At 70.6% G+C, this 15,965-nt stretch carries 14 protein-coding genes; 12 read left to right on the plus strand and 2 right to left on the minus strand.

Annotation, left to right across the window (positions count from 1 at the left end):
* Nucleotides 1-66 precede the first annotated feature (66 nt).
* Genes OG417_RS34095 through OG417_RS34135 form a run of 9 tightly spaced genes read left to right on the plus strand, consistent with a single transcriptional unit; the run spans nucleotide 67 to nucleotide 10,147 of the window.
* Nucleotides 67-1,266 (plus strand): LLM class flavin-dependent oxidoreductase, encoded by a 1,200-nt coding sequence (locus tag OG417_RS34095; protein ID WP_329237476.1) that lies wholly within the window; start codon nucleotides 67-69, stop codon nucleotides 1,264-1,266.
* Nucleotides 1,263-2,321 carry an LLM class flavin-dependent oxidoreductase gene (locus tag OG417_RS34100; RefSeq protein ID WP_329237478.1) on the plus strand — a complete coding sequence of 353 codons (1,059 nt, stop codon included), beginning with the start codon at nucleotides 1,263-1,265 and terminating at the stop codon, nucleotides 2,319-2,321. Before OG417_RS34095 ends, OG417_RS34100 begins: the two co-directional genes overlap by 4 nt.
* Before the next feature lie 2 nt (nucleotides 2,322-2,323).
* A complete protein-coding gene (locus tag OG417_RS34105; protein ID WP_329237481.1) occupies nucleotides 2,324-3,445 on the plus strand; it encodes an MsnO8 family LLM class oxidoreductase in 1,122 nt (373 codons plus the stop codon).
* A gap of 34 nt (nucleotides 3,446-3,479) precedes the next feature.
* Entirely contained in the window at nucleotides 3,480-3,953 is a 474-nt protein-coding gene (locus OG417_RS34110; RefSeq protein ID WP_329237484.1) for a flavin reductase family protein, read from the plus strand.
* A 32-nt stretch (nucleotides 3,954-3,985) separates the two neighbouring features.
* Nucleotides 3,986-5,584: an ABC transporter substrate-binding protein gene (locus tag OG417_RS34115; protein ID WP_329237486.1), complete on the plus strand. Its 1,599-nt coding sequence runs from the start codon at nucleotides 3,986-3,988 to the stop codon at nucleotides 5,582-5,584.
* A 3-nt stretch (nucleotides 5,585-5,587) separates the two neighbouring features.
* Nucleotides 5,588-6,547 (plus strand): ABC transporter permease, encoded by a 960-nt coding sequence (locus tag OG417_RS34120; protein WP_329237489.1) that lies wholly within the window; start codon nucleotides 5,588-5,590, stop codon nucleotides 6,545-6,547.
* Complete coding sequence (locus tag OG417_RS34125) at nucleotides 6,544-7,452, plus strand: ABC transporter permease (protein ID WP_329237492.1); 909 nt, start codon at nucleotides 6,544-6,546, stop codon at nucleotides 7,450-7,452. The genes OG417_RS34120 and OG417_RS34125 overlap by 4 nt, the downstream gene beginning before the upstream one ends.
* Nucleotides 7,449-9,107, plus strand: a complete 1,659-nt coding sequence (locus OG417_RS34130; protein WP_329237495.1) for an ABC transporter ATP-binding protein — start codon at nucleotides 7,449-7,451, stop codon at nucleotides 9,105-9,107. The genes OG417_RS34125 and OG417_RS34130 overlap by 4 nt, the downstream gene beginning before the upstream one ends.
* The gene (locus OG417_RS34135; protein ID WP_329237498.1) at nucleotides 9,104-10,147 is read left to right on the plus strand and encodes an LLM class flavin-dependent oxidoreductase; all 1,044 of its coding nucleotides are present in this window, start codon (nucleotides 9,104-9,106) and stop codon (nucleotides 10,145-10,147) included. The genes OG417_RS34130 and OG417_RS34135 overlap by 4 nt, the downstream gene beginning before the upstream one ends.
* 539 nt (nucleotides 10,148-10,686) lie before the next feature.
* Here OG417_RS34135 and OG417_RS34140 read toward each other — a convergent pair.
* Nucleotides 10,687-11,583, minus strand: a complete 897-nt coding sequence (locus OG417_RS34140) for an MBL fold metallo-hydrolase (protein WP_329237499.1) — start codon at nucleotides 11,581-11,583, stop codon at nucleotides 10,687-10,689.
* A gap of 125 nt (nucleotides 11,584-11,708) precedes the next feature.
* On the opposite strand from OG417_RS34140, the gene OG417_RS34145 reads away from it, so the two are divergent.
* Nucleotides 11,709-12,110, plus strand: coding sequence for a winged helix-turn-helix transcriptional regulator (locus OG417_RS34145; protein ID WP_329237501.1), 402 nt, complete (start codon nucleotides 11,709-11,711; stop codon nucleotides 12,108-12,110).
* Between the two features lie 347 nt (nucleotides 12,111-12,457).
* Here the strand turns inward: OG417_RS34145 and OG417_RS34150 are convergent, their stop codons facing one another.
* On the minus strand, nucleotides 12,458-13,285 hold the full coding sequence (locus tag OG417_RS34150; RefSeq protein WP_329237504.1) for a TetR/AcrR family transcriptional regulator: 828 nt from the start codon (nucleotides 13,283-13,285) through the stop codon (nucleotides 12,458-12,460).
* A 108-nt stretch (nucleotides 13,286-13,393) separates the two neighbouring features.
* Between OG417_RS34150 and OG417_RS34155 the strand changes: the two genes are divergently transcribed.
* Together OG417_RS34155 and OG417_RS34160 are read left to right on the plus strand one after the other, a co-directional pair.
* Nucleotides 13,394-14,875 (plus strand): MFS transporter, encoded by a 1,482-nt coding sequence (locus OG417_RS34155; RefSeq protein ID WP_329237508.1) that lies wholly within the window; start codon nucleotides 13,394-13,396, stop codon nucleotides 14,873-14,875.
* Between the two features lie 3 nt (nucleotides 14,876-14,878).
* Nucleotides 14,879-15,961: an LLM class flavin-dependent oxidoreductase gene (locus OG417_RS34160; protein WP_329237511.1), complete on the plus strand. Its 1,083-nt coding sequence runs from the start codon at nucleotides 14,879-14,881 to the stop codon at nucleotides 15,959-15,961.
* Nucleotides 15,962-15,965 lie beyond the last annotated feature (4 nt).

A 15,965-nucleotide genomic window follows, 5' to 3' on the forward strand; every position in this document is an offset into this window, starting at 1 on the left:
ACCGAGCGAAGCGAGGGAATCAAAGGACGCGCCCCTGTGGTCATCCTCCCCGACGAAGGAGGGCACATGACCGAACTGCATCTCGCGGTGGCGCTCGACGGGGCCGGCTGGCATCCGGCCGCCTGGCGTTCGCCGGACGCGCGGCCGGGTGAGCTGTTCACCGCCGGGTACTGGGCCGATCTGGTCACCGAGGCCGAGCACGGCGGTATCGACTTCGTCACCTTCGAGGACTCCCTCGGCCTGCAGTCCTCCCGGCTCGACGGTCCCGACGGCCGTGCCGACCAGGTCCGCGGGCGGTTCGACGCCGTGCTGCTGGCGGCCCGGCTCGCGCCGCTGACCTCCCGCATCGGGCTGGTGCCGACGACGAGCACCACGCACACCGAGCCTTTCCACGTCGCGATCGGGATCGCCACGCTCGACCACGTCAGCGGCGGCCGCGCGGGCTGGCGGCCTCAGATCTCCGGGCGGGCGAGCGACGCGCGTAACTTCGGCCGCCGGGAGTTCCCCGAGCTCACCGGCGACCCGTGGAACGATCCCATCTTCGCCGAGCACGTACGCGACCTGTTCGCCGAGGCCGGCGACGCGGTGGAGGTCGTCCGGCGGCTGTGGGACAGCTGGGAGGATGACGCCGAGATCCGCGACGTGGCGACCGGCCGGTTCATCGACCGCGACAAGCTGCACTACATCGACTTCGAAGGCGCGCACTTCAGCGTCAAGGGCCCGTCGATCACTCCGCGTCCACCCCAGGGCCAGCCCCTGGTCACCGCCCTCGCCCATGACGTGCTGCCATACGAGTTCGCGGCCGGTGGAGCGGACGTCGTGTACGTGACGCCGCACGACCGCGCGAAGACAGCCACGATCATCGGGCAGGTCCGCGCCGCCGAGACGGCCGTGGGCCGGACCGGCGCGCCGCTGAGGGTCCTCGCTGACCTCGTGGTCTTCCTGGACGACGAAACCGCGGCCGCGCGGTCGCGTAAGGACCGGCTCGACGAGCTGGACGGCGCGCCGTACTCCTCCGACGCGTTCGTCTTCACCGGTACGCCGGGCGACCTCGCCGACCTGCTCCTGGACTGGCGCTCCGAGGGGCTGGACGGCTTCCGGCTGCGGCCTGGAGCGCTGCCACACGACCTGACCGGGATCACTCGGGGGCTGGTCCCGGAACTGCGCCGGCGCGGGGTTTTTCACCTCGAGTACAAGGCGGACACCCTGCGCGGTCGTCTCGGCCTCCCCCGGCCCGCCAACCGATACGCGGAGGCGACGCGGTGAAGTTCCTTGCGATCACCCTGATCGCGCACACCCCCGACCTGGTGACGGGGGTACGGAAGCCGACCACCGAACGGTTGCGCGAGGTGGTCGACAACGCGGTACTCGCCGAAGAACTCGGGTTCGACGGCTTCGGAGTGGGAGAGCGGCACGAGCGACCGTTCATCTCCTCCTCCCCGCCGGTCGTACTGAGCCACATCGCGGCGCGGACCTCCACCATCCGGCTCTTCACCGCCGTGACCACACTCAGCCTGCTCGACCCCGTACGCGCCTACGAGGACTACGCCACCCTGGACCACCTTTCCGGCGGGCGCCTCGAGCTGATGATCGGGAAGGGGAACGGTGCGGCACAGGCGAAGCTGTTCCACGTCACCGCCGAGGACCAGTGGGACCGCAACCGCGAGGCCTACGAGCTGTTCCGCCGCCTGTGGCGGGAGGACAGGGTCACCTGGTCCGGACGGTTCCGGCCGTCGCTGACCGACGCCGAGACCTGGCCGCGCCCGCTTCAGCAGCCGATCCGGATCTGGCACGGCAGCGCCACGAGCAAGGAGTCGGTCGACCTCGCGGCGCGGTGGGGCGACCCGCTCTTCTCCGCGAACGTCACCAACCCCATCGAGCCGTACGCCGAACTGGCCGACCACTACCGGGAACGCTGGGCGCACTACGGCCACGACCCGAAGGACGTCCTCATCGGAGCGGGCAGTGCCGGCTACTACGCGACGAAGCGGTCCCAGGACGCCGTGGACACCTACCGGCCGATCTTCGAAGCCCGGCTGGCGACCTTCCGGCGGTACGGCGTCGAGCCGGTGTTCCACTCGATCGAGGACGCCATCGAGCGCAGCTCGATCCTCGTCGGCAGCCCCGAGCAGATCATCGACAAGGTGCACCGATACCACGAGCGATTCGGTCACGAGGTCATGCACATCCAGGCGGACGGCGACGGCCTGACCACCCGGCAGCACCGCGCCTCACTCGAGCTGTTCCAGAGCGACATCGCTCCCGTGCTCCGCCGGGAGATTCCCAGCAGGCCGTTTCCCGCCGCCCCCGCCGGAAGGTGACCATGCCCGTACCCCTGTCCATCCTGGATCTCGCACCGGTCGTCGCGGGCGGCACGGTCCACGACGCGTTGCGCGCCACGATCGACCTGGCCCGGCAGGCCGAGGAGGCCGGCTACCACCGGTACTGGCTGGCCGAGCACCATCTCGCCCCCGGGGTGGCCAGCTCGGCGCCGGCCGTGCTCATCGCCCTGGTGGCGGCCGCCACCGAACGCATCCGAGTAGGGTCGGGCGCCGTCCAGCTCGGCCACCAGACGCCCCTGGCGGTCGTGGAGCAGTTCGGCACCATCGACGCGCTGCAGCCCGGCCGGATCGACCTCGGCCTGGGCCGGTCCGGACAGCGGCGCACCGAACTCGCCCGCGCGGCGAGCGCACCGGCGCCGCCCGTACGGGAGGCGCGTGTCGTCGACGGCCTCCTCATCCCACCCCCGTTCTCCTTCGCCTCGCTCGCGAGGTCACCGCTCCTGGCTCTGACGGCCGGGCTGTTGCAACAGCCCGGCGCGCAGTCACCGGACTTCGCCGACCAGGTGGACGAGATCGCCGCGCTGCTGGCCGGGACGTACCGGTCGCCCGAGGGTCATGAGGCCCACGCCATTCCCGGGGAGGGCGCGGACCTGCAGCTGTGGATCCTGGGCAGCAGCGGCGGGCAGAGCGCCCAGGTCGCCGCGGAACGCGGCCTGCCGTTCGCCGCGAACTACCACGTCAGCCCGGCCACCGTGCTGGAGGCGGTGAACGCCTACCGGGCGGCCTTCAAACCGTCGGCGACGCTGGCCGAACCGTACGTCCTCGTGTCGGCCGACGTCGTCGTCGCGCCGGACGACGAGACCGCGCGGCGGCTCGCCTCGCCGTACGGGCTGTGGGTGCGCAGTATCCGCAAGGATCTGCGGGCCATTCCCTTTCCGAGCCCGGAAGAGGCCGCCGCGCACTACTGGAGCGAGGAGGACCGGGCGCTGGTCGCGGACCGCGTCGGCACGCAGTTCGCCGGCTCGCCCCGGACGGTCGCGGAACGCCTGCGCGTGCTGCGACGGGTCACCGGTGCGGATGAGCTGCTCGTCACCACCATCACCCACGACCATGCCGACCGGGTCCGCTCGTTCCGGCTGCTGGCCGAGGAATGGTACGCATGACGACGCGGCGAGGCCGGGCGCCGGGGTGCCGTGCATGACCGCGGTCGAGGTCGACCTGCGTCGCGTCTACGGTGCCCATCCGACCGGCGTCACGGTGGTGGCGGGCCTCACCCGGGGCGGGCCGGCGGGGATCGCCGCGAGTTCCTTCGTTCCGGTGTCCCTGCGCCCACCGCTCGTGTCGGTGTGCGTGGCGCACACCTCGACGACCTGGCCGGCGCTGCGCGCCCTGCCGCGCATCGGCATCAGCGTGCTCGGCGCCCATCAGGAAGACATCGGGCGGCGGATCGGCGCGCGCCGCCGCGACCGCTTCGCCGGTGTCGCCTGGCGTTCGACCCCGGACGGCTGCGTGCTCATCGAGGGTGCGGCGGCGTGGTTCGACTGCACGATCGAGCAGCAGTTCCGGTCGGGCGACCACGACATCGTGGTGTTCCGCGTACATGACCTGGACGCCTCCCCCGACGTCGCCCCGCTGGTATTCCACGCCAGCGGTTACCGCCGGCTGCGGTAGGAACCGCGCTGACTGAGAAGGAGTTTTCTCCCGTGAGAGGAACCATATGGCTGGCCGCCGCCGCGCTGGTGGCGGTCGCCGGGACGTCGGCCGGGTGCGGTTCCGGTGACAGCGGTGCCTCGGCGTCCGGTGCCCCCCGGTCCGGCGGCACGCTGACCTTCGCGGTGGGCTCTGACGCGGGCTGCGTCGACCCCCAGCAGGTCGGCAGCAACGACACCATCTACTCCGTCCGGCAGCTCGTCGACTCGCTCACCGACCAGGATCCGTCGACCGGGAAGATCGTGCCCTGGCTGGCCCAGAGCTGGAAGGTCAGCGCGGACGCCCGGACGTTCATCTTCCGGCTGAGGCCCGGAGTGACGTTCAGCGACGGCACCCCGCTGAACGCCTCGGTGGTCAAGGCCAACTTCGACGCGATCCCCAAGCTGGGCCCGCTTGGCATCCTGGCGGAGGGCTACCTCAGCGGATACGCCGGCACGACCGTCGTCGACGACCTCACCGCCAAGGTGGCCTTCAAGCAGCCGAACGCCCAGTTCCTCCAGGCCACGGCCACACACTCGCTGGGCCTCGTGGCCGAATCCAGCGCGCGGAAGACTCCGCAGCAGCGCTGCGCCCAGGGCATCGTCGGGTCGGGCCCGTTCACGCCGGCCCGGTACACACAGAACCAAGAGATCACGCTGGCCAGGCGCAAGGGATACGCCTGGGGTTCGTCGCTGTGGAAGAAGCAGGGCGAGGCGTACCTCGACCGGGTCGTGTTCAAGGTCCTGCCCGAGTCGGGCGTCCGGACCGGCGGCCTCCAGTCAGGCCAGGTCGACGCGATCGGCAGTGTGGGACGCGCCGACGAAGCCGCGCTCAAGGCCTCCGGCGTCCAGCTGCTCGCCCGCGCGAACCCCGGGATCGTGTTCGGGCTCAGCCCGAACATCGCGCGTCCGCCGCTGAACGACGAGAAGGTCCGCCAGGCGATCGGCCTGGCGATCGACCGCGGTCAGGTCGCCGCCACCGTCTTCCCCTCCGGAACCCGGCCCGCGACCAGCGTCCTGGCGCACACGACACCGGGCTACACCGACCTTGGATCGCTGCTCGCTCACGACCGTACGAGGGCCGCGACGCTGCTGGACGACGACGGCTGGAAGACCGGCGCGGACGGCATCCGGGAGAAGAACGGCGCGAAGCTGCGCCTGACCGCCACCTGGTTCGCGAACGCGGCCACCAACCAGTCCGCGCTCGAACTGGTCCAGCAGCAGCTCAAAGCGGTCGGCGTCCAGCTCGAACTCAGGCAGCTGCCGATCGCCCAGCTCGTCCAGATCCAGCAGAGCGGCGAGTTCGACCTGCTCTGGGGCAACATCACCCGAGCCGACCCGGACATCCTGCGCACCTGGTTCTCCACAGACCTGTCGAACTTCTACCACCTGCCCAAGACCGGGCTCGACGGGCTCTTGAACGGGGAGGCCGCCGCGGCCGACGCCGCCAAGCGGAGTTCCGTCGTCGCACGGGCACAGCAGGACATCGCCCGGCACGCATACACCATCCCGGTCGTGGAACTACAGACCGAGCTCGGGGCGGCGAAGAAGGTCCATGACCTGAAATTCGACGCGTCGAGCCGCATCCAGCTGCACGACACCTGGATCGGATAGGCGATGCGGCGTTACGTGATCAGGCGCGTCGCGCAGGCGATCGGCGTGTTGTGGGCGGCCTACACGGTGTCGTTCCTCGTGCTCGACTACCTTCCCGGCGACCCGGTCTCGGCGATGGCCGGGCAGGGCGCCGACCAGGGGACGGCCGACGCCGCGCAGCTCGCCCGGCTCAAGGCGGAGTACGGGTTCGACAAGCCCGTGCTGATCCAGTACGCCGACTATCTCGGCAAGGCGGTGCGCGGCGACTTCGGCGACTCGGTGGCCACCGGCCGAACGGTCACCTCGACCATCGCCGGTGCGCTCCCGCAGACACTCGAGCTGGCCGGTGCGGCACTGCTGCTCGCGGTGGTCTTCGGCGGCGGGCTGGCGCTGCTGGCGACCTACACCTCACTGCGCTGGCTGCGCCACGCGTTGCTGTCGCTGCCACCGCTCGGGGTGTCCGTCCCGACCTTCTGGGTGGGGCTGATGCTGGTGGAGCTGCTCTCGTTCCGTGCCCGGCTGCTCCCCGCGTTCGGCAACGACGGGGTGCGGGGGCTGGTTCTGCCGGCCGTCACTCTCGCGGTCCTGAGCGGTTCGATGATCGCCCAGGTGCTGTCCAAAAGCCTGTTCACCGCGCTGGACGAGCCGTATGTGCAGACGGCACGGGCCAAGGGCGCCGGGCGGGCCCGCGTCCACCTGGGGCACGCGCTGCGCAACGCCTCGCTGCCCGCGCTGACGGTCCTCGGGGTGCTCGTCGGGCAGCTCATGGCCAACTCCGTCGTCGTGGAGACCGTCTTCTCACGCAACGGCCTGGGCCGGATCACCGCGAGCGCCGTGTCCACGCAGGACATCCCGGTCGTGCAGGGCGTCATCGTGTTCGGATCGCTGGTGTTCGTGGTCGTGAACCTGGCCGTCGACCTGGTCTATCCCCTGCTCGACCCGCGGATCGTCATGGCCGGCAGCAGCCGCTGGAGACTGACATGACACTCAACGAGGATTTCGTGGCCGAGGTCGCCCAGGGTGCGCCCATCGGCCCGGGCAGCGGCGAGTGGACGGCCTACCGCCGGTTCGACCTCACGCGCCTGGGACGGTTCCTCCTGCGTCGTCCGGGGCTGGTCCTGTCGGCCCTCATCGTCGTGGCGGTACTCGCGGCGTCCTTCGCGCCCGGCCTGTTCACCTCCCGCGACCCTCTCGCCGGGACGCCGTCGCAGGCGTTCCACCCGCCCAGCGCCGCGCACTGGTTCGGCACCGACGAACTCGGCCGCGACCTGTACGCCCGGATCGTGCACGGCGCCGCGCTGTCGCTGAAGGCGACGCTCATCGCGGTGGCGCTCGCTTTCCTCGTGGGCGGGCTGATCGGTCTACTCGCCGGGTTCGTCGGTCGGTGGGTCGAGGACGCGTTGATGCGCTTCGTCGACGTGCTGCTGTCCATCCCCGCGCTGTTCCTGTCACTGGCGCTGGTCACCGCCCTCGGCTACGGCACGGTGAAGGTCGCGGTCGCCGTCGGGGTGGCGAGCGTGGCCACGTTCGCCCGGGTGATGCGCGCCGAGGTGCTGCGGGTACGTCAGGCGGTGTTCGTCGAGGCCGCCCGCTCCTGCGGAGTGCGCTGGTACGACGTACTGGCCCGGCACGTGCTGCCGAACGCCATCGGGCCGGTGCTGGTGCTGGCCACGCTGGACTTCGGCACGGCGATCCTCGCGGTGTCCGCGCTGAGCTTCCTCGGGTACGGCGCGGCGCCACCGGCGCCGGAGTGGGGCACGCTCATCGCCGACGGCCGCAACTACCTGGCGAACGCCTGGTGGATCACCGCGCTGCCGGGCCTGACCATCGCGGCGACGGTCCTGGCCGCCAACCGGATCGCCCGCGCACTGGACGGGGAGTCGCGATGACCGAACCGCCGCTGCTCGAGGTCCGCGACCTCACCGTCTCCTACCGGACCCGCACCGGCCGGCTCACCGCCGTGCGCGATGTCGCCCTGGACGTACGGCCGGGTGAGATCGTCGCGCTCGTCGGCGAGTCGGGCTCGGGCAAGAGCACCACCGCACACGCCGTCCCCCGGCTACTCGCCGGCAACGCCGTCATCGACGCCGGTCAGATCCTCCTCGCCGGCCAGGAACTCAGGGGGCTCCCCGAACGCGGCCTGCGCGCCGTGCGCGGGGCGCAGATCGGCCTGATACCCCAGGACCCGACGGTGTCGCTCAACCCGGTCAAGCGCGTCGGCGAGCAGGTAGCGGAGGTGCTACGCCTGCACGGGCTGGCCACGCGCCGCACGGCACCGCTCGACGCGGTCGACGTGCTGGAGCGGGCGGGCCTGACCGAGCCGCAGGTACGCGCCCGGCAGTATCCGCACGAGCTGTCCGGCGGGATGCGGCAGCGTGCGCTGATCGCGATCGCCATCGCGGCCTCGCCCCGGCTCATCGTCGCCGACGAGCCGACCAGCGCTCTCGACGTCACCGTGCAGCGCCGGATCCTCGACCATCTGCAGCACCTGACCGGTGAACTGGGCAGCGCGGTGCTCCTCATCACCCACGACCTCGGCGTGGCCGCCGACCGGGCCCAGCGCATCGTGGTGATGTCGCAGGGCCGGGTCGTGGAGGCGGGCCCGACGCGGCAGATCCTCGACGATCCCCAGGACGCCTACACGCGGCGGCTGCTGCGGAGCGCGCCGAGCCTCACCGTGACCCGGCCGCCGCGCGTGCCGGCGGCCCCCGCTCCGGACCAGACCCCGCTGGTCGCCGTCGAGCATCTCGTCAAGGAGTTCCCGCTGCCGCACACACGGGACACCGCACGTACGGTACGGGTCGTCGACGACGTCAGCCTCACCCTGCACCGCGGCCGGACACTGGCGCTGGTCGGCGAATCGGGCTCGGGCAAGTCGACCACCGCACGGCTGATGCTGCGGCTCGTGGAACCCTCCTCGGGACGGATCGTGTTCGACGGTGAGGACGTCACCGCCGCACGCGGCGCGGCGCTGCGGCGGCTGCGGCGCCGCGCCCAACTCGTCTACCAGAACCCCTACGCTTCGCTGGACCCGCGGTTCACCATCGGCGAAGTGATCACCGAGCCGCTGCGGGCGTTCCGCGTCGGCGACCGCGCCTCTCGTACCGCTCGCGCGCGAGCGCTTCTCGACCGCGTCGCGCTGCCCGCCTCGGCACTCGGCCGCCGGCCCGCCGAGCTGTCCGGCGGGCAACGGCAGCGGGTCGCCATCGCCCGCGCGCTCGCGCTCGAACCCGACCTGGTGGTCTGCGACGAGCCCGTATCGGCGCTGGACGTGTCCGTGCAGGCCCAGGTGCTGGAGCTGCTCGCCGAGTTGCAGGCCGACATCGGCGTGGCGTACCTGTTCATCTCCCACGATCTGGCCGTCGTACGGCAGATCGCCCACCGCGTGGCGGTGCTGAAGGACGGGCGGGTCGTCGAGACGGGCACCACCGAAGAGATCTTCGGCGACCCCGCCCATCCCCACACCCGCGAGCTGCTCGCCGCCATCCCCGGCCGGCGGGCCACGGGAGGAACCGCCATGACCGTCGCGGGAGCCGACACATGACCCAGATCCGCTCGCTTTCTTTTCTCACGCCCGGCAACTATCCGGACGACGACCCGCACGAAGGGCTCGAAGCGACGCTGCGGCTGTTCGAGTACGGCGAACGCGAGGGCTTCGACGGCGCCTGGATCCGGCAGCGGCACCTGGAGCACGGAGTCTCATCAGCGGCCGTGTTCCTCGCCGCCGCGAGCCAGCGAACCCGGCGCATCGAGCTGGGCACCGCGGTGATCCCCATCGGGTACGAGAACCCCTTCCGGCTGGCCGAGGACCTCACGACCGTCGACGTGCTCTCACGCGGCCGGCTGCAACCGGGCTTCAGCACCGGGATGCCGCACGCCGACCTGCTGGGCGACCTGGTGCACGACGGCGACTGGCATTCCTACGACCTGTCGTACGGCCGCATCGGCCGGCTGCTTTCGAACCTGCGCGGAGCGTACCTCGGCGGCCCGGACACCGTCATCCACTCGCCGGGCAACGTGCAGCGGCCACGACTGCAGCCGCAGAGCCCAGGACTGCTCGACCGGGTCTGGTACGGCGGAGGCAGCCTGCGCTCGATCCGCTGGGCCGCCGGGCAGGGGCTGAACCTGCTGACCGGCAACGTCGTGCAGGGCGAGGGCACGGACGACTTCGTCACCGCGCAGCTCGAACTGATCAGCGAATACCGCCGTCTCCTGCCCGCCGGCCGTCCGGGCCGGATCGCGCTGGGACGGGTCGTCGTTCCACTCGACGGCGCCGACCCGGCTACCCGGACGCGCTATCGCACGTACGCGGCCGGCCGCCACGAACGCACCCTCACGCCCCAGGGCGAGCGGCGGATCCTGTTCGCCCCGGACCTGGTCGGCACCGCACAGGAGATCATCGAACGCCTGCACGCCGACCGCGCCGTGGCCGAAGTGTCCGAGCTCAGGCTGGAGCTGCCGTACGAGTTCGACGAACACGACTACGAACAGATCCTCCGCGACGTCCGCACACTGATCGCCCCCAAGCTGGGCTGGCAGCCCACCCGTGGCCAGTACGCGATCAACCCACACCGAGGCTCATGACCTCGGTGACCCGGATGAACCCATCCGAGCCGTACCCGGGCTGATGCGACGCGCCATGTCCTCGGCCGAACGCATCACGGTCGCGTCAATGTCATGGACTTCAACGGCGTCGATGGCGTGAGCCACGGACGACACCGCCGAGCTGATCAAATGGCCTCGCAGGAGGCGCAAATCTACCTGTCCGCTCCGGTCGAGGACATGATCGCCAACCTGGTGGCACACCACAGTCGCCGTGGCGGGTCGGCAGGGCAGGCCGAGCCAACCTCCTGGGCCACGGAGGGAGTCACTGGATGTGCAATTCGGTCGAACGGAGCGGCCGTGGCCTTGGGCAATGGCCGCCATTGGCGCAACGACCTGCTGCACCGGGCCAAGAACACCACTGGCCGACCGCCCAGGCCAGACCTGGCAGGAACGATTCGCCTTGCCCGATGCGCCTGGCCGAGGCCTTCACACCAAACGGAAAAGCACCCGCAAGGCAAGATGGACCAGCGCACCCGGGAAAGGCTTCCCGTCGGGCGAGGTTCGCGGCGATCCGAACCTCAACGGCAGGCCAGACCGTCGGAAAAACCGGCCCAGCGCTTGATCGTGAAGCGTGTACCTTCACGGCCGACTTCCACCGCCCCGGCGCCGCCGAAGTGCGCCGGGACCACGAGCGCCGTGTGGTCGGCTGCCCACTGCAACACCTTGCGACGCGACCGCGACGCCGCAGACGGGTCGTGGCAGAAGCAACTGGACGCTTCGGGCGCCAGTATCTGCACAGGCGTGTGGAGCAGGTCGCCGACGAAGACCGCGCGGTCGTCGCCTGATTCAAGCGTCAGTACGCCGTGTCCGGGGGTGTGGCCCGGCGCGAGGGTGAGCTTGAGGTTTTCGTCAATGACGTGCGAGTCGTTCCAGACCTGCGCCTGTCCCGCGTTCAGGACCGGCTCGATCGATTCGGCGTAGATGGCGGCGCTGCGTCCAGGTTCCTCGGTGAGGACATCGGGGTGGAAGAATTCAAGATCGGGCCGGGAGAACAGATAGCGTGCGTTGGGAAACGTCGGAACCCGGTCACCGCTTTCGGTGCGACGGGTGTTCCATCCCACATGGTCGGCGTGCAGGTGAGTGCAGATGACGAGATCGACGTCGGCCGGGGCCACGCCGACGGTGGCCAGAACCGCCGGCAGATCGGCACCGGACGGGACACCCGGGCGCGCCGTGTCGACTCCCAAGCCGGTGTCGATGAGGATCGTACGGCCCGCGCTGCGCAGTAGCCAGCTCTGCACGGCCACCTTGACGCGATCGGCTTCGGCATTCCAGAACGCGGGGCTAAGCCAGGACATGTTCGCCTCCCACAGTTCCGGGTCGCTCCCGGGAAGGAAGGCGGCGGGCGACAATGGCCAGTTATCGAAATGCGGGATCCGCGTCACCGAGACGCCACCCAACTCGATGGTGTGCATGCTCCGATTCTTGAGCGCATGGCCCGGCACAGAAAGTAGGCACATTCATGTCCACTGGCCCGGCCGGAGCACCTCGTGGGACGGTCGTCACGGTCGCCGCGTACGAGACCTGCCCTGTCACGCGTGTGCTGCGCCGCATCGGCGACAAGTGGAGCCCGGCGATCATCCGGTTGCTCTCCGAACGAAACCACGGTTTCAACGAACTGGACCGCTCGATCGAGGGCATCAGCCGGCGCATGCTGACACGCACTCTGCGGGCCCTGGAAGAGGAAGGGTTCGTCAGCCGCACGACGTACGGTCCGGCACCGGCACGCGTCGAGTACTCGCTGACCGAACTGGGTCGTTCCCTGCGGGACCAGCTCTTCACGCTCGGGCGCTGGGCGACCGCGCACACCGCCGACCTGTCGGCGGCTCTCCGCGTCGATGACCCGGAAGGCGCAGCGCCGGACGAGACGACGACGGAATTGACGCCACCGTCTCCGCAAGCAGAAGCGGGGAAGCGGAATCCCTCCGGCCTCCCGCAGTGACCTGCTGTTTCACGCGATCCCAGGACCTGTCGCGCGTCACCGCCTTCGGCTACCGGCGCCTCGCCGCAACAGCTCAGCCGACCCACGACCGCACTGTTCACCACGAGCACCCGGACAAGACATGGCCGATCGGAATCAGCAGGCCGGCGCTCCTACGGCTAGCTAGCTCCTGACGCTCGGACTCGCTCAGCGCACCGCCCCCGACTTGACCTCCGACCTCACTGTTCTGCTTGACCTCCGACCTCACTGGTCACAGCCCAACCTGGAAGCCTGACAGCCACCGCGCGAAGCCAGATCTCCGAACTTAACGGCGACAACCAAGGTTGTCACCAACTTGAGTCGGTCGATCAACACGCGCGACAATCGGAGTTGTCAACGACCTCAGCGGGCCAGCGCTTGCGTGCGGCCTGGCGGGTGATGCCCAGCGCGCGGCCGACCTCTCCGTACGAGGCGCCGGCGGCCAGGGCGGAGCGGGCGCGCCGGTCGAGCTCGTCGGCGGCCGCGGCGCGTGCCTGCTCGGCCTCGGCCAGCGCGGCCAGATGGTCCGTGGCGTTCCCGGACTCCACGGGTTCCTCCGGGCCTGAGCATGACCGATCCGGCGACCCTGTCAGGAGCGGTTGCAGACATGGGCCGAGGAGCTTCACCAACTGGGCGGCGCCGACTCGCTCGACCTCCGGAATTCGCAATAGGTAGCGGCCGACGAGCAGGCCGAGTACGAGCGTGCCGGCCAGGGCCGCCCGTAGTTGGGCGTCCTCGCCGCTCAGGATCTCGGCGAGCGGGTTTTCGTCGGGGTGGGCGACCGCGCAGCGCACCGTCTCGGCGGCGTGCGGGTGGGTGAGCATCGAGCGCAGCACCGGCAGGCCCGTGTCCGGCCCCCGTTCCACGTCCGCGAGCACATGCCGCAGCACCCGTTCGCCCAGTTGCTCGGGCGGCCCGGGCAGGGCCTCGTCGATCCCGATGCGGAGCTGCGCGACCGCGTCGAAGAGCGCCTCTTTGGTGCCGAAATGCTGCATGACCAGCGCCGGGTCGACGCCCGCCCGCGCGGCGACCATGCGGATGGTCGTCTGTTCGTACCCGTGGCCGGCGAACAGCTCCCGTGCGGCCTCAAGGATCGCCTCCCGTGAGCGGGCGCGCCGTTCGTCCCGGGTGAGCTCCCGCGGCGGTGCCATCCCCATGTGGCCACCTCACTCTACATCTGTTGACCTAAGCACGACCCTCTGCCTACGCTAGCCAAGTCTACAAGCGTGGAGTAACGCAGCGTCTCTCCCGAGTGAAGGATCTCCATGACCAGCCACGACCAGGTCGCCGCCGTGACGTCGCCGGGCACCACGGCCCCGCGCGCCGCCCGACGGGCGTCCATCGCCCTCGGTGTCATCGTGACCTGCCAGCTGATGGTGGCCCTCGACGGCAACATCGTGAACATCGCCATACCCAAGATCCAGAAGGACCTGGGATTCTCTTCCGCCGGGCTGGCCTGGGTGTTCAGCGCCTTCTCGCTGGCGTTCGGCGGCCTGTTGCTGCTGGGCGGCAAGCTGAGCGACATGCTCGGCCGTCGCCGCATGTTCGTCACCGGCCTGACACTGGTCGTTCTCGCCTCGTTGCTCGGCGGCATCGCGTTCGATCCCGGCGTGCTCATCGCCGCACGCGCCGCGCAAGGCGTCGGTTTCGCGATCTCCGCACCGGCCGCGCTGTCACTTCTGGTGGTCACGTTCGCCGAGGGACCCGAGCGCAACAGGGCACTCGGCGTCTTCTCCACCGTCGCGGGGCTGGGCATCACCCTCGGGCTGATCCTCGGTGGGGTGCTCACCACCGCCTCCTGGCGTCTGGTCTTCTTCGTCAACGTTCCGATCGGGATCGGCACCATCCTGCTGAGCCGGCCCTATCTGAACGAGACCCCGCGGCACCCGTCCCCGCTCGATCTGTTCGGCGCGCTCACTTCCGCACTCGGCATGACCGCGCTGGTCTACGGCTTCATCCACACCTCGGATGCCGGATGGAGCGACGCGGTGACGCTGGCCTCCTTCGCCGTGGGCGTGGTGCTGCTCGCCGCGTTCGTCGCGATCGAGTCCCGGGTGAGCCGGCCGATCCTGCCGCTGCGCCTGCTCGCGGTGGCCTCGCGGTCGGGTGCGTACACCACGTTCCTGCTCCTTCTGGCCTCGATGGGCGGCTCGTACTTCCTGCTCTCGCTGTACGTGCAGGACGCCCTGGGCTTCGGGCCGTTCAAGGCCGGCCTGGCGTTCCTCCCGATGGCGGTCGCCCAGTTCCTGACCGCGCGCAACGCACCCAAACTGATCGCGAAGTACGGCCCCAGGCCCGTTCTGCTGACCGGCATCGTGCTGATGATGGTGGACAGCGGCTGGCTGACCCTGATGACCGCGGACACCGGCTACTTCGCCGGGCTGTTCGGCCCCCTCCTGCTGCTGGGTGCGGGCCTCGGGCTGGCCTTCGTCCCGCTCAACATGACCGTCATGGCGGGGCTGGCGCCGCGTGACACCGGCTCGGCCTCCGGCCTGCTTCAGTCGTTGCAGCAGATCGGCCTGTCGGTCGGCGTCGCCATCCTGGCGACGATCTACAGCACGACGCTCCGCGACCACCCGCCCGGGCCGGGCACCGGCGCGCGGGCGCGCGACGCGCTGGCCGACGGCCTCAGCTCGGCCGTCGTCGCGGCCGCCGCGTTCGCCGTGGCCGCTCTGCTCATCGCGTTCATCACCGTACGGCCGAAGCCCCCCGCGCCGGCGCCCGCCGCCGAGAAGGCGGTGTCCTGATCGATGACCGCCGGATCGGAACTGCACCTCGCGATCGCTCTGGAGCCCGGGGGCTGGCACCCGGCCGCCTGGCACGACTCCGGGCCGCACTCCGACGGGCTGTTCGGTGCCGCCTACTGGGCGGATCTGGTCCGTGAGGCCGAAAAGGGGCTGGTCGACTTCGTCACGATCGAGGACGTGCTGGCCCCGCATCCGTCGGGTGGCACCGACGCCCCGGGACGCCTGGACGCGGCGCTCGTCGCGACATCGGCGGCGGCCCGTACCGACCACATCGGAATCGTCCCCACCGTGACGGTCACGCACGCCGAGCCCTTCCACACCGCGACCACGATCGCCACGCTCGACCGGTTGAGCGGCGGCCGTGCCGGATTCCGCGTACGGGTGTCGGGGCTCCGCCGGGATGCCCAGCGGATCGGCCGCACGGCGGGCTCCGACGTTCCCGATCTGGCCGATCCCGAGTTCGTCGCGGCGATGGCCGACCGGTTCGACCAGGCGGCCGAGCACGTGGAGGTCGTCCGCGAGTTCTGGAACGGCCGGGTCGACTTCGCCGGACGCTGGTACACCGCCCGCGGGCGCGCGGCCACCGCGCGCCCGCCACAGGTCGCCCCGCCGGTGACCGCGCTCGCCCACGTGACGATCCCCTACCGGTTGGCCGCACGAGCGGCCGACCTCGTCTACGTGACGCCCCGGGACGTCGATGACGCGCGCGCGATCATCGGAGAGCTCCAGACGCTCCGGGCCGAGGCCGGAGGAGAGCGTTCACCGCTTCTGGTCTTCGGTGAGCTCGTGGTCTTCCTCGACTCCGCACCGGGCGCCGCCGCCGAACGCGCGGCCCGGCTGGACGCCCGCGCCGCGTTCTCCTCCGACGCCCTGGTCTTCGCTGGAACGCCCGCCGAGCTGGCGGACCTCATGGAGACGTGGCAGGCGGCCGGGATCAGCGGATTCCGGCTCCGGCCCGGCGCCGTTCCAGCGGACCTGGCGGCCGTGACCCGCTTACTGGTGCCGGAACTGCAGGCCCGTGGGCTCTTCCGCAAGGAGTACGAGACGAGAACCCTGCGCGAGCACCTCGGCTTGCGGCGCCTGTAGTCAG

The organism is Actinoallomurus sp. NBC_01490 (genome assembly GCF_036227085.1).
GTDB lineage: Bacteria > Actinomycetota > Actinomycetes > Streptosporangiales > Streptosporangiaceae > Actinoallomurus > Actinoallomurus oryzae.

Coding starts and splice junctions, on each gene's coding strand:
- OG417_RS34135 (WP_329237498.1), top strand. CDS start 9,104: ATGACCCAGATCCGCTCGCTTTCTTTTCTCACGCCCGGCAACTATCCG.
- OG417_RS34120 (WP_329237489.1), top strand. CDS start 5,588: ATGCGGCGTTACGTGATCAGGCGCGTCGCGCAGGCGATCGGCGTGTTG.
- OG417_RS34095 (WP_329237476.1), top strand. CDS start 67: ATGACCGAACTGCATCTCGCGGTGGCGCTCGACGGGGCCGGCTGGCAT.
- OG417_RS34110 (WP_329237484.1), top strand. CDS start 3,480: ATGACCGCGGTCGAGGTCGACCTGCGTCGCGTCTACGGTGCCCATCCG.
- OG417_RS34140 (WP_329237499.1), bottom strand. CDS start 11,583: ATGCACACCATCGAGTTGGGTGGCGTCTCGGTGACGCGGATCCCGCAT.
- OG417_RS34130 (WP_329237495.1), top strand. CDS start 7,449: ATGACCGAACCGCCGCTGCTCGAGGTCCGCGACCTCACCGTCTCCTAC.
- OG417_RS34160 (WP_329237511.1), top strand. CDS start 14,879: ATGACCGCCGGATCGGAACTGCACCTCGCGATCGCTCTGGAGCCCGGG.
- OG417_RS34105 (WP_329237481.1), top strand. CDS start 2,324: ATGCCCGTACCCCTGTCCATCCTGGATCTCGCACCGGTCGTCGCGGGC.
- OG417_RS34155 (WP_329237508.1), top strand. CDS start 13,394: ATGACCAGCCACGACCAGGTCGCCGCCGTGACGTCGCCGGGCACCACG.
- OG417_RS34125 (WP_329237492.1), top strand. CDS start 6,544: ATGACACTCAACGAGGATTTCGTGGCCGAGGTCGCCCAGGGTGCGCCC.
- OG417_RS34150 (WP_329237504.1), bottom strand. CDS start 13,285: ATGGGGATGGCACCGCCGCGGGAGCTCACCCGGGACGAACGGCGCGCC.